Raw genomic sequence first — 13,185 nt, 5'->3', positions numbered from 1 at the left:
GTCCGTCTGTGGCGCCCCCTCCGGCCGCATGCGAGGGGGATCGTCAGAGTCCCGAGGCTTGGTCTAAGAGCATCATCCGGGAGGGCGTCCGATGGCAGGCGCCTCGAACTATGCGGGGGCCCATGTTGGCCGACGACGCCACGCTGCGCCGGCTGCTTGCAGGAATCGCTCGAGGTGAGGCGGACCGGCTCGCTGAACTCTACGATGTCTCAAGCCCGAAACTTTACGGGCTGATCCTGCGTATCCAACGCGACCGCGGCTTGGCCGAGGACGTACTCCAGGACGTCTACATGCGGATCTGGCAGGCAGCGGGCAGCTATCGGCCGGAAGCCGGGCCGCCGCTGCCCTGGCTTATTACCATCGCACGGAACCGCGCCATCGATAGCGTACGCCGGAAGGCGGAGGTGCAGGGGCCGGAATTGGACAGCGGCGAGGATTGGGTGGACCTGCTGATCGATCCGCACGACGAGGCGGGCGCGTTTCAAGACCGCAATGCCCTCGTGGCATGTCTCGGCCGACTCGAACCGTCGCACCGGGATTGCGTCGTGCTGGCCTATTGTGAGGGGCGCTCGCGTGAGGAACTGGCCGCACGGTTCGATCGTCCCGTGAACACGATCAAGACCTGGCTCCACCGGGCGCTCGCCGCCTTGAAGACCTGCCTGGAGACGGTGTCGTGAGCGGTACGAGGGCGCCAGACCCCGACGATCCCGATCTGCGTGCGGCCGAGTACGTCCTCGGAACGCTCGACGCGCAGGAGCGTGCGGCCATGGAGGGCGAGGTCGCGCGCGATCCGGTCGCACGGGCACGGATCCAGGCTTGGGAACGCCGCCTCGGCCCGCTCGCGATGGTGATCCCCGTCGAGACACCGCCGCCGCATGTCCGCGCTGCACTCTTGCGGAGGCTTCCGGCGGCGGGACGCGCGGAGTTGCATCAAATCGAAGCCCTGCGCTCCCAGCTTCGGCGGTGGCGAGTCGCCGCGGGCGGGGCCGGGCTGCTGGCGGCTGGCCTCGCTCTGGTCCTGACGCTCGGACCCTGGCAGAGGCCGTCGGATGGCCGCTATCTGGCCGTGGTGCAGGGCGGGGGTACGCTCCCGGCGCTGATCGTGCGCGTCGATACGCGCACCGGCGTCGCAATGGTGAGGCCCGTCAGCGCCGAGGCACCCGCGGATCGAAGCCTGGAAGTGTGGTATGTCGGTGCCCAGGGGCCGCGGCCGCTCGGCCTTGTCGGCACGGCGGCGAGCCAGATGAGGCTGCCGGCGGGGGCCGCTCCGGATGGCGTGATCGCGGTCTCGGTGGAGCCGCCCGGCGGCTCGCCCACCGGCCAGCCGACCGGTCCGGTGGTCTACACCGGCAAACTCATCGCGGACTGACGCGATCTCGGCAGCCGCAGCGGTCAACGTTTGCGAGAAATCGGCGTCGGCAGCCGGATCAGGGCCGCCGACGCCGGACCGTCCGGGTGGATCAGGGCATCAGCACCGCATTGACGACGTGGATGACGCCGTTCGATTGCATGACGTTCGGAATGGTCACCGTGGCGGTGTTGCCCTTCACGTCGGTCACATAGACCTTCTTGCCCTGCACCTCGACGGCGAGAGGCTCGCCCGCCACCGTGGTGAGCGTGCCCTGTCCGCCGCCCTTCTTGGCGAGCGCCATCAGATCCTTGGCGGTGTAGACACCCGGGACCACGTGGTAGGTCAGGATCTTCGTCAGCGTCGCCTTGTTCTGCGGCTGGACGAGGTTCTCCACCGTGCCCGGCGGCAGCTTGGCGAAGGCGGCGTTCGTGGGGGCGAACACCGTGAACGGACCCGGACCGTTCAGCGTGTCGACCAGGCCGGCGGCCTTCACGGCGGCGACCAGCGTGGTGTGATCCTTCGAGTTGACCGCGTTCTCGACGATGGTCTTCTGGGCGTACATCGGCGCGCCGCCGACCATCGGGTTCTTGGCGTAGGCTGCGCTGCTTGCTCCGAGACCGAGCGCGAGGGCCAGAGCAAGCGCCTTCATGCGGTGGCTGTTCGCTGTGGGCATCGTTTTTCCTTCCATCCGACCCCGACGCAGGGGTAGCACCCGCCCTTACGGGGGCGCCGGACGGAAAGTTTCGTAGCGGTCGCAGACCGGCGCCGGTCGGCTCGGCGGCGCTCCCCCTTAATGGGAGCATGGCCATCGTCGTGGCGGCGATGGGCCCCCGGAGCCGCCGGCCTTCACGCGGGTCTCGATGTCGCCATCGCGACCCAAGCGGCGGGCACCTGCACCGCCACGGCTCATTCTTCGGACGGTCTCGCGGATCCTCCGGTGGCGCCTCCCGCGATGGCCGGGTGCGGATGAGGGGGGCGCACCCGCAGGGACGGCTACTGATCGAGCAGACCGGCGAGCTTCAGCGCCACGCCCTGCGAGCCCTGCACCTTCAGGCGGCCGGTCGAGAAGGCCATCATCGGGCTGAGCCGGCCCTCCACGAGCTTGAGCAGATTGTCGGAACTCAAGCGCATCACGGCATCGGCCTCGCCCTCTTCGGCGATCGACACGGCGACCGTGCCGCCGGTGGCGTCGAGCAGGATGCCGCCGCCATCGGTGAGGTCGAACCGCACCCGGTATCCGAGCGCGCTCAAGGCGCCCGACCGTTCCTCGATCGAGTCGACCAGCAAGCCGAGATCCGCCATCCGTTCCACTCCATCAGTCGCATGAGGATTCCCCGGAGGTCTGGGGCTGTCAGAACATCGCCTCGTCGAGGGCCATCATCGCGCCCTTGCCGGACTTGATCGCCGCCAGCAGGCCGGCCACCTGGGGCAGGATGCGCTCGATGAAGAAGCGGGCGGTGGCGAGCTTGGCCTCATAGAAGTCCCGCTCCGGCGTTCCGTCGGCCAGCGCCGCCTGCGCCACCTTGGCGGCGCGGACCCACATGAAGCCGAGCGCCACCAGGCCGAACAGCCGCAGGTAATCGGTCGCGGCGGCGCCGGCCTCGTCCGGATCCTTGAGGCCCCGTTGCGCGATGTGGGCGGTGGCGAGCTGGAGCGCTCCGAACGCCTTGGACACGGGCAGGGCGAGGGGCGCCAGGGCATCGTCCTCCAGCGCCGCGTCGAGGAAGGCGAGGACCGGGTGGAAGAAGCCGCGCAGCAGCCGGCCGGCATGGGCCGGGAGCTTGCGGCCGACGAGATCGAGGGCCTGCACGCCGTTGGTGCCCTCGTAGATCATCGAGATCCGGGCATCGCGGACATACTGCTCCATGCCGTGGTCTCGGATGAAGCCGTGGCCGCCGTAGACCTGCAGGCCGATGCTGGCCGCCTCGAAGCCGAGATCGGTGAACAGCGCCTTCACCACCGGCGTCATCAGGGCCGAGAAATCCTCCGCCCGCCGCCGTTCGGCCGGATCGGGATGGCGCTCCATCACGTCGAGGCTCCGGGCGACCCAGCCGCCGAGCGCCCGGGCGCCCTCGTTGTAGGCGCGGATCGTCATCAGCATGCGCCGCACGTCCGGATGTACGATGATCGGGTCTGCGGCCAGGTCCGGCCGCTTGGCACCCGAGAGCGCGCGCCCCTGCAGGCGCTCGCGGGCATAGGCGACGGCGCCCTGGTAGGCCGCCTCGCCGGCGCCCAGCCCCTGGATTCCCACCGACAGGCGCTCGCTGTTCATCATCGTGAACATCGCGCGCATGCCCTTGTGCGGCTCGCCGACGAGCCAGCCGACGGCGTCGTCGAAGGAGAGCTGGCAGGTGGCCGAGGCCTTGATGCCCATCTTGTGCTCGAGGGCGCTGCAGGTGACGCCGTTGCGCGCCCCCGGCGTCCCGTCCGGCGCGGGCAGGAATTTCGGCACCAGGAACAGGCTTATGCCCTTCACGCCCTTGGGGGCATCGGGCAGCCGCGCGAGGACGAGATGCACGATGTTCTCGGTGAGGTCGTGATCGCCCGCCGAGATGAAGATCTTCGAGCCGGTGATCCGGTAGGAGCCGTCGTCCTGCGGCACCGCGCGGGTCCGCAGCAGGCCGAGATCCGTGCCGCAATGGGCCTCGGTCAGGCACATGGTGCCCGACCACGTGCCGTCGACGATCTTGGGCAAGTAGGCCGCCTTCAGCGCCTCCGACGCATGACCGGCGATCGCCTTGTAGGCACCGTGGCTCAAGCCCGGATAGAGCCCGAAGGACAGGTTGGTCGAGCAGATCATCTCCTCGACGAGCTTGTTGATCGTCTCCGGCAGGCCCTGGCCCCCATAGGCGGGGTCGGAGCCCATCGCGGTCCAACCGCCCGCGCGGAACGCCGCGTAGGCCTCGGGAAAACCCTTCGGCGTCCGGACGACGCCGTTCTCCAGGCGGCAGCCCTCCGCGTCACCGGAGGCGTTGAGCGGCAGGAGCCGCTCGGTGCAGAACTTCGCCGCCTCCTCAAGGATGGCGTCGGCGACGTCGGGCGTGATCTCCTCCAGGCCGGGCAGCGGCTCGGAACCCGGATCGGCGTGCAATTCGTGCAGCACGAAGCGCATGTCGCGCAGCGGGGCCTTGTAGGTCTGCATGATCGTCAGTTCCTCACCGGCCGGCCGGTCTCGAGCACGCTCTCGAACCGGTCGAGGGTTGCCTCGGTGCGGACGAGGCGCATGAAGCTGTCGCGCTCGAGTTCGAGGATGGCATCCTCATCCAGGGTATCGAGGATGTCGGCCTCTCCTCCGGACAGGACGGAGGCGAGTTCGCCCGACACCACGAGATCGTGCTTCGTGGCGATGCCGCGCCGCGCGAAGCCCTCGGCGGCCATGCGCAGGGCGAGGCCGCCCGCGGAACCCGGCAGGGTCAGAGGTACGGGCTTCGGCGGCGCATAGCCTGCGACCAGGGACAGCGCTCTGGCCTTGGCATCGGCGAGCAGCCGGTCGCGATTCATGGTGATGCCGTCATCTGGGCGCAGGAACAGGAGGTCCCGCGCCTCCTCGGCCGACTTCGCTACGGTTGCGGTCGAGACCGTCTCGAACACCCTGGCGACGGCCGGCATCGGCCCCTTCGGCAGTGTGCCGGAAGCCTGCCAGCGGCCCAGCATCTCCGTGCAGCCGCCCCAGGCCGGCACGAGGCCGACGCCGCACTCCACGAGGCCGATATAGCTCTCCGCATGGGCCTGGACGGCATCGCTGTGCAGCAGGATCTCGCAGCCGCCGCCGAGCGCCATGCCGGAGGGTGCGCTCACCACCGGAAACGGCGCGTATTTGAGCTGCCGATAGGTCTGCTGGCCGAGATGGACCAGCTTCTCGATCTCCCCCCACGCCGCGATATTGGCGGCGAACAGGGCCAGCCCGAGATTGGCGCCAACCGAGAAGTTCGTGCCCTCGTTGTAGACGACCAGAGCCTTGTAGCGGTCCTTCACGAGCTTGATCGTCTTGCCGAGCAGGACCATGACCTGCTCGTCCAGGGCGTTGCTCTGCGACGTGAACTCGAAGCACACCACGCCGTCGCCGATGTCCCACAGGGCCGCCGAGCCGTTCGTCAGGAGCGGCTCTCGGCCGAGCTTGATGTCTGCGAGCCGCAGCACGCCGTCGGGCCGGACGATGTCGCGGTAGCCGCCCCCGGGCTGGAGCACCTGCCGGCGGCCGTTCTCGACCCGGTAGAAGCTGCGGCCGTCGAGACCCGCGAGGAGCGGCGGGACCGGCCGACCGTCGCGGGCGAGGCGATCGGCCAAGTAGGCGCCGCCGATCCGGTCGATCAGCTCGAACGGTCCCCATGTCCAATTGTAGCCGAGGCGCATCGCCTCATCGATCGCCGCGACGTCGTCGCTCGCCTCGCCGACGAGCCCGGCGGCGTACGACAGGGTCGCGCCGATGACGCGCCACGCGTAGGCGCCCGCCCGGCCGGGCAGGTCGAGTACCGCGCGGGGGCCTTTCGCGTCCTTCAGCTCCGGCAGGTCCGCCTTCCGGGCGGGCCGGTAGGCGCCGCTCGCGAGATCGATGGCCTCCTTGGTCTTCTGCCCGCCCGTGCGGTTCAAGCGGTAGAATCCGCCCTTGCCCTTACGCCCGGTGAAGCCCGCGGCGATCAGCCGGCTGACGAGCGGCATCTCGCGGTAGGAGTCGTGGAAGGCGTCGTCCGGCGGCAACGCCGCGCGCAGGCTCGCGGTGGTGTGCGGGATCAGGTCGAGGCCGACGAGATCGACGAGGCCGAACACGCCGGTCTTCGGGATGCCGAAGGGGCGTCCCATGATGGCGTCGGCCTCCTCGACCGGGACGCCGAGGTCGTCGGCGGCCGTGATGGCGTTCTGGATCCAGGTGATGCCCAGGCGGTTGGCGATGAAGCCCGGTCGATCCTTGCAGCGCACGACGCTCTTGCCGAGCCGGCGGTCGGCGAAGTCGGCGACCGTCTCGGCGAGGGCCGGATCGGTCTGCGGGCCGGTCACCAGTTCGAGCAGCCGCATGTAGCGCGGCGGGTTGAAGAAGTGGGTGATCAGGAAGTCGCGCCGGAAGGATTCGGGCATGCCGTCGACCAGCGCATCGAGCGGAATCGTCGAGGTGTTCGACGAGACCGCCGTGCCGGGCCGGCGCACGGCGTCGATCCGCCGATAGAGCGCCCGCTTCGCGTCGAGGCGCTCGATGACCACCTCGATGATCCAGTCGACTTCGGCGAGGCGGTCGAGATGGTCCTCGACGTTGCAGGCCTCGACGCGCTTGGCAGCCCGCGGGGTCATGAACGCCGCCGGCTCGGTCTTGAGCATCCGGGCGATGGCAGCCGCCGCAAGACCGTTCCGGTCGGTTGCGCCCTCCGGCACGATGTCCATGAGCAGGACCGGCACTCCGGCATTGGCCACATTGGCGGCGATGCCGGAGCCCATCACTCCGGCGCCGATGACGGCGACTTTGCGGATCCCGCTCATCAGACACGCTCCAGAAGGGTGGCGATGCCCTGGCCGCCGCCGATGCACTGGGTCGCCAGCGCGAAGCGGGCGCCCTCGCGGTCGAGCAGCGCCGCTGCCTTGCCGACGATGCGCGCCCCCGTCGCACCGAGCGGATGGCCGAGCGCGATCGCGCCGCCGTCGATATTGACCGTCTCCGAGCGCAGGCCGAGTTCCCGGATGCAGGCGAGCGCTTGGCTGGCGAAGGCCTCGTTCAGCTCGACGACGCCCACCGCGTCGACGGCGATGCCGGCGCGGGCCAGCGCCTTCCGGGACGCGGCCACCGGACCGATGCCCATGATCTCCGGCTCGCAGCCCGAGACGCCGATCGCGGCGATCCGGGCGAGCGGCTTCAGCCCGTGGCGTTGGGCATAGACCTCGCTGCAGACGAGGACCGCCGAGGCACCGTCCGTCAGCGGCGACGAGGTGCCGGCCGTGACGCTGCCGTCCTGCTGGAACGCGGGCTTGAGGGCGGCGAGTCCCTCGGCGCTGGCTTCCGGCCGGATGCAGCCGTCCGTCTCGGCCGTGCCGGCCTTCGTGGCGATCGGGACGATCTCGGCGGCGAGCCGTCCGGCGGCCTGGGCCGCGGCGGCCTTGCGGTGGCTCGTCACCGCGAAGGCCTCCTGGTCGGCCCGGCTGATCTGCCAGCGGCGCGCCACGTTCTCGGCGGTGTCGCCCATGCCCATGTAGGCACCAGGGTGCGCTGCATGGAGCGCGGGGTTGGGCATCGGGTTGAAGCCCATCATCGGCACGCGGCTCATGCTCTCCACGCCCGCGCAGATGAAGGCCTCGCCGGCGCCGAGCTGGATCTGCCCGGCGGCGATGTGCACCGACTGCATCGAGGAGCCGCAGAAGCGGTTCACCGTGACGCCGCCGACGCTGAGATCGAGATCGGCCAGCATGCCGATCAGGCGGGCCACGTTGAACCCCTGCTCGCCCTCCGGGAAGGCACAGCCGACGATCAGGTCCTCGATGGTGTTCGACGAGATGCCGGCCTCGGCGACGAGCCGGCGCACGACCTGCGCGGCGAGGTCGTCGGGGCGGATCCGGGCCAGGGCGCCCTTCTTGGCGAGGGTGAAGGGCGAGCGGGCGTAGCTCACGATAACCGCTTTGGTCATGCTGTCCTCTCGGAACGATCGCGATGGATCTGCGACGCCGGCGGCCTGCCGACCCGGACGTGCCCTGTTCCGGCGCGCACAAGCCCGGCGTGGGAGCACGCACGAGAACGGGGAAAGAGGTTGTGAGACGCGCGGGCCGATTCCGGCCGCGCGGCCTCGGCCCGCGGAACCGGTCGCCCTAACGACGCGGTATGCCCTAGCGGGCGCGGCGTGATTTCGCCGGCGCCTCGGATGAGGCCAGAGCCGCGAGGGCGTCCTGGGCCTGCTGCTCGATGGCGCGCAGCTCGGCCAGCGTCTCGACGAGGGCTTGCTCCTGATCGACGAGGCTGCCGATCCGGGTCTGGATCCGCTTCAGCAGGGCGCGCAGCTGTTCCTGCTGGGTCGGATCGGCGTCGTAGAGGTCGAGATATTCCTTGATCTCGCGCAGGGAGAACCCGAGCCGCTTGCCGCGCAGGATCAGGATCAGTCGCGCCCGGTCGCGATGCGTATAGACCCGCGTGTTCCCGGCCCGTTGAGGCGTCAGGAGACCCTTGTCCTCGTAGAAGCGGACCGTTCTCGCCGTCACCCCCAGGTCCTTGGCGAGCTGGGTCACGGTGTACAGCGTATCGGACACAGGTGACCTTCTCTTCGGAGAATTCACCGTATTCCCGGTGCGCGCGAGCGGTCAACGTCGTGCCGATACTCGGATGTTGATGGGCCCCGCATCGGCCCGCCGGCGCTCGTCCACCACGCGCTCCGTCTCCGACAGCCTGCCGACCCCGGTCTTGGGCAGGATCGTGCGGATCTCGATCGCCCATCGCCGGAAGCGTCTCCGGAGCGTCGTCGCAAAGCGTCCGTCGATGGCGCGGACCCTGAGCGTCGGCTTCGCCGGCCCATTTCCTTATGCCCTGCTGGGTTCCCACCTTCCCCTCCCTTCACCGGCCTCGCTCTCTCGCGGAGCGTGCGTGATTGGCCGGGCCAGGATTGACGTATAGGTTAGCTTCTATCCCAAAGCGTCAGCCGGTCGCAAGCGGGTCAGACGATGTCGCGAGGGCCGCTGTGACACTCGGCGAAGCTTTGTATTCGCGCCGCCGCACCCGAAGCCCTGTGCCGTACAAGGCGGCCCATCGGCGTCCTCGACGCGGTCCGCCGCCCGCCATCCAGCGCCTCCGCCTCGCGGCGTGAAACCGATTTGTCACACCAGCGCCTTCCCTGCGCCGGCCGGACGCCGGAGTTCATCGGCGCACCGCTTCGCGCTTGCATTTTCTTGCCGCTTTCGGCAGCGTCCTGACCTATTGGGAAGGGGTAATGCCTGCGCGTACCGGCAGTATCGTGACAGTGGCGGCCGCGCAAAGTGTCGGTGTCGCCGATGGTTCTGGCGGCACAGAATTCAGAAAACATGACATCCGCCGGAAACCGGAAGTGGATGCGCGGTAAACCTTGGGGAGGATCGTGATGAGATTTCGGTTTCTGGTGGCCGCCGGAACGGCGTCACTCTGTGCGTCTGTCGCCACGATTGCCGAGGTTCAGGCCGGGGCGTTCGGTCTGCGGGAGCAGAGCACGCAGGCGCAGGGGCTGGCGTTTGCGGGCGCGGCCTCGGGATCGGGCGGCGTGTCGTCGATGTTCTGGAACCCCGCGACCATCACGATGAACCCGGGCTTCGTCGCGGAGCAGAACTTCACCTATATCGGCCTGTCCTCGGAGATCCGCCCGGCGCCGGGCACCAATCCGGGCTTCGCGCGGCTGGGCGGCTCGGGCGAGATCGGTCAGGGCGCCCTCGTGCCGGCGGGCGCGACCTCGTACCAGCTGAACGACCGCCTGTGGCTCGGCCTCTCGACCGGCGCGCCCTTCGGGCTCGTGACCAAGCCCAACCAGGTCTGGGCCGGGGAGGTCTACGGACGCTCGTCGCGGATCTTCTCCCTGGCGATCAACCCGGTGATCGGCTTCAAGGTCAACGAATGGCTGTCGATCGCGGCCGGGCCGAACATCGAGTATTTCCGCCTGACCCTGCGGCAGGCGCTGCCGGTCCCGGGCCTTCTGCCGACCGCCTATCCGAGCTCCTTCCTCAAGGGGGAATCCTGGGGGGTGGGCTTCACCGCGGGCGCCACGCTGACGCCCCGCGACGGGACCGTGCTGGGCATCGGCTACCGCTCCTCGGTGCACCACGACATCGATGGCTCGATCGGCGTGCCGTTGCTCGCCCTGGCCCCGCTCGCCGGCCAGGTCCGGGCGAGGCTGAACACCCCCGACAAGCTGAGCGTCGGCCTGACCCAGGCGGTCTCGCCGGTGGCGCGGGTGAACCTCGGCTTCGAGTGGGACAACTGGTCGAGGCTCGGGACCATCGGCATCGTCTCGAAGACCCTCGGCCTGCCGGTGAACACCCTGCCGCTCAACTACAAGGACGGGTTCACCTATGCGATCGGCGCCGAGTACGATGCCTCGCCGAACCTGACGCTGCGCACGGGCTTCGCCTACGAGACCTCGCCGATCGACTTCCGCAACCGCTCGGTGCGGCTGCCGGACGGGGACCGCTACATCGCCTCGGTGGGCGCCAGCTACCGCTGGAGCCGGCAGCTGACGCTGAACCTCGCCTATTCGCACTTCTTTCTGGACCGGTCGCGGATCCTGGCGGGCCTCGGCCGCGACTACAACGTCGGCAACATCGCCTTCGCGGGGGTGGTGGATTCCAGCGCCGACATCGTCTCGGTGGGCTTCCGCTACGTGTTCGGCGCGCCGCCCGCCCCCGCCCCCGCGCCCCTCGTGCGGAAATGGTGATGCGCCTGCGCGGATCGCCCGGGCGACGCTCGCACTCGAGGACGGCCGTGATCCGCGCATCGACCTCACGGTCGACCGGCACATCCTGAAGCGGTCAGGCGGCGACGGCGAGTTTGCCGCCTGACTGCCTTCCACGACGAGGGAATCCCCGACGACGCGGCGAACCGCCGGCTGCTCGGACCCTGGTTCTGATAGGGTCTGGTCGCGATGGCCCCAGAAGGCGGCGTCGGCCGCCAGGGCGACGGCCGAGGCGTCCTTGTGGGCGAGCTTGTCGTTGCGGGCTGCGAAGCGGCGTCGGTCCTTGCTTCGGTTGAAAAGGACCTCACGCATTCGCGGGAGCGGGGCCCACCGTGCCGGATCTTCCGCTTGTGGCCGCGCGTGCCCCGGATGACCCGCGTGATCCTGCCCTTGCGTCGGTTCGCGGACAACCAGACGGCATCGCAGCCTGAGCTGGGGGCCAAGCGCCGTGTCCGGCTTGGCGCTTATTCCAGTGCCGCCGGGACGATTGTCACGTCCCGACGTTGCCGGGCGTCAGCGAGCGGATGCGAGGGCAGCCGCGGAGATCGGTGAGCGTATGGGTCTCGGTGATCCGGTTACGATCGCCGCCATGCTGGCTATCCGGGGTGCCGTCCGGGACATCATCAAACGGACCCTGACGTCGCTCTTCGCCGTGCCGCAGCCCGTCGGCGTCGACAACAAGCTCGCCTTCGAGGTCCTCGCCTCTCCGCTCGCCAAGCCCGTGGCTCCGTCAGACCCGCCGAGCTTTCGGCGCCGAAGTCGCAGATTCCACGCCGGCCACGGACGCGGTCGCCGCGCTCGACCCGGTCCACGCAAAGGAGCGCATCGCGTATGACGATGCATGCTCGCCCGACGGCCCGGACGACGAGCTTTTCGCCGAGGGGGCAGATGAGACCGCGGACGCGGCGCCTCACCGCCTCGCAGAGACCCCAATTGACGCCTCTGCGCGGTCACCGCCCGGGCCGTGACAGTCTCGAACCAAGCGGCGGCGACTTCCTTCCGAAGCCGGGCGACCTCCGCGCAAAGCGCGACGGATCCATTGATCGCGTTCCGAGGGGAGGCGTTGGCAGGTGACAGACGCCATCGCGGGAGAGGCGGCAGATGGGTCGCGCGGGGCCTTCTCGAAGCCGAGATCGGCTTGGACGACGCGCCGCTCCGCAACCCTCGTCGGGGGAAGCGCGCGTGTCAGGCGAGCGCCGTGGATGGGCGAGGCGATGGCGTCGCCGCTGAGCGCGGGGCTCTCGGTCGTTTGTGGTGTGATCCCGCCATTCAGCTGATGAGCGCGCGATCATTGCTCCCCATCAATCCGTGAATATACTGGTTGCAAGCGCATGATGGAACCAGCTATGGCCGCCTACGGCAAATTCTCAATGCTGATTTGGGCGTCAATGATTTATCTTGCCACAGTATCGGGGGCGACGGCCGATATTGGTGTAGCGGACGCCAAGGTCACTGGTGGCGAACTCTGGATTATAGGATATTCAGACGAGAAATATACGGATATTAGTCTGGATGGCCGCTTTTCACGTCAGATCGACCATCGAGGCTACTTCGAATTCCGCGTCATCTATCACCCGGCGACGTGTATCGCGACGCTGCGCACAGCGCGTCAAGAGCGCAAGATCGTGGTTGCCAATTGCGGCGAGCAAGGACCAGCCGGACCTCCGGGACCTCCGGGCGCTGCGGCCGCGACTGGACACAGCAGCAGGGTCGAACAGGGAGACAGGATGGACGGTACCAAGCCGTCCGAGCTCAGCGGATCAGGGGCATCCAGAACGGCCATTGCCGGCCCCCCCTGGCCACCCGGACCGAGCGGGCCGCCAGGGTCCGTTGGCCCACCGGGGCCCGCCGGCCCACCGGGACCCGCTGGCCCGCCGGGGCCCGCCGGCCCACCGGGACCCGCTGGCCCGCCGGGGCCTGCTGGCCCACGAGGGCCTGCCGGGCATGCAGGCCCCGCCGGCAAGGCTGGTCCACCAGGCCGACCTGCAACAGTGCGGCCCACAGTAGCCCGGACATTGCCCCTTCGTCCGGCGCCGAAGGCCGCTCCCAACCGGCAAGGCGCGAGCACCCCCAATCTTGGTGAAGAACCCGAAGCGAGTGATGGTGTGAGCCCGGAAGACAGGTACTGATCTCTGCACAATCAGGATCCGTCCGTGCCGACACCGAAGCGGATCGTCTCGCCCTGTTCCACCGAGGACGGCGACGCCTCCCTGCTCAGAACGAGCGGCCGAACTCTCTTCCTTACAGAACGCGCGGAGATGCCCGGCGGGCCCGAAAGGGATGACGGGCTTAGCGGCTCTGTTCATCGTGCAGCCTTACCGGCTGCGCACTCCGCTTTCCGTGCCTTGAAATCCAAGCGATCCTAGGGTGTGAACCGAACCAAGGCGTTGCAGGGTTTGTCGTTTTGTGATTCCAGGCGGCCGTTTTGCGGCCTGGAGGTAGCGATGGCGGACCTGT

General features: G+C 69.0%; 10 protein-coding genes. 3 read left to right on the top strand and 7 right to left on the bottom strand.

The window, feature by feature from the left end; translation table 11 throughout:
* The first annotated feature begins 122 nt into the window (after window positions 1-122).
* Both ABIC70_RS20080 and ABIC70_RS20075 read left to right on the top strand, forming a co-directional pair.
* Window positions 123-677 carry a sigma-70 family RNA polymerase sigma factor gene (locus ABIC70_RS20080; RefSeq protein ID WP_043350396.1) on the top strand — a complete coding sequence of 185 codons (555 nt, stop codon included), beginning with the start codon at window positions 123-125 and terminating at the stop codon, window positions 675-677.
* Window positions 674-1,369 (top strand): anti-sigma factor, encoded by a 696-nt coding sequence (locus tag ABIC70_RS20075; protein WP_354440816.1) that lies wholly within the window; start codon window positions 674-676, stop codon window positions 1,367-1,369. The genes ABIC70_RS20080 and ABIC70_RS20075 overlap by 4 nt, the downstream gene beginning before the upstream one ends.
* Window positions 1,370-1,460: 91 nt before the next feature.
* On the opposite strand, the gene ABIC70_RS20070 is transcribed toward ABIC70_RS20075, so the two are convergent.
* From ABIC70_RS20070 to ABIC70_RS20045, 6 genes are all read right to left on the bottom strand, one after another.
* Window positions 1,461-2,024: a fasciclin domain-containing protein gene (locus ABIC70_RS20070; protein WP_043350407.1), complete on the bottom strand. Its 564-nt coding sequence runs from the start codon at window positions 2,022-2,024 to the stop codon at window positions 1,461-1,463.
* 320 nt (window positions 2,025-2,344) lie between these two features.
* Window positions 2,345-2,653: an SCP2 sterol-binding domain-containing protein gene (locus ABIC70_RS20065; RefSeq protein ID WP_051044774.1), complete on the bottom strand. Its 309-nt coding sequence runs from the start codon at window positions 2,651-2,653 to the stop codon at window positions 2,345-2,347.
* Window positions 2,654-2,702: 49 nt separating this feature from the next.
* Complete coding sequence (locus ABIC70_RS20060; protein WP_043350411.1) at window positions 2,703-4,493, bottom strand: acyl-CoA dehydrogenase C-terminal domain-containing protein; 1,791 nt, start codon at window positions 4,491-4,493, stop codon at window positions 2,703-2,705.
* Window positions 4,494-4,498: 5 nt separating this feature from the next.
* On the bottom strand, window positions 4,499-6,820 hold the full coding sequence (locus ABIC70_RS20055) for a 3-hydroxyacyl-CoA dehydrogenase/enoyl-CoA hydratase family protein (protein WP_354440814.1): 2,322 nt from the start codon (window positions 6,818-6,820) through the stop codon (window positions 4,499-4,501).
* On the bottom strand, window positions 6,820-7,956 hold the full coding sequence (locus ABIC70_RS20050) for a thiolase family protein (protein ID WP_354440812.1): 1,137 nt from the start codon (window positions 7,954-7,956) through the stop codon (window positions 6,820-6,822). Before ABIC70_RS20050 ends, ABIC70_RS20055 begins: the two co-directional genes overlap by 1 nt.
* 196 nt (window positions 7,957-8,152) lie before the next feature.
* Window positions 8,153-8,569: a MerR family transcriptional regulator gene (locus tag ABIC70_RS20045; protein ID WP_078947327.1), complete on the bottom strand. Its 417-nt coding sequence runs from the start codon at window positions 8,567-8,569 to the stop codon at window positions 8,153-8,155.
* An 821-nt stretch (window positions 8,570-9,390) separates the two neighbouring features.
* Here ABIC70_RS20045 and ABIC70_RS20040 point away from each other — a divergent pair.
* A complete protein-coding gene (locus ABIC70_RS20040) occupies window positions 9,391-10,710 on the top strand; it encodes an OmpP1/FadL family transporter (RefSeq protein WP_274926934.1) in 1,320 nt (439 codons plus the stop codon).
* A gap of 1,770 nt (window positions 10,711-12,480) precedes the next feature.
* On the opposite strand, the gene ABIC70_RS20035 is transcribed toward ABIC70_RS20040, so the two are convergent.
* A complete protein-coding gene (locus ABIC70_RS20035; RefSeq protein WP_354440809.1) occupies window positions 12,481-12,744 on the bottom strand; it encodes a hypothetical protein in 264 nt (87 codons plus the stop codon).
* Window positions 12,745-13,185 lie beyond the last annotated feature (441 nt).

The sequence above is a fragment of the Methylobacterium sp. 1973 genome, from assembly GCF_040545035.1.
Lineage (GTDB): Bacteria > Pseudomonadota > Alphaproteobacteria > Rhizobiales > Beijerinckiaceae > Methylobacterium > Methylobacterium fujisawaense.
The sequence above is the reverse complement of the archived record's forward strand: the minus strand, read 5'-3'. Positions and strand labels throughout refer to the sequence as shown.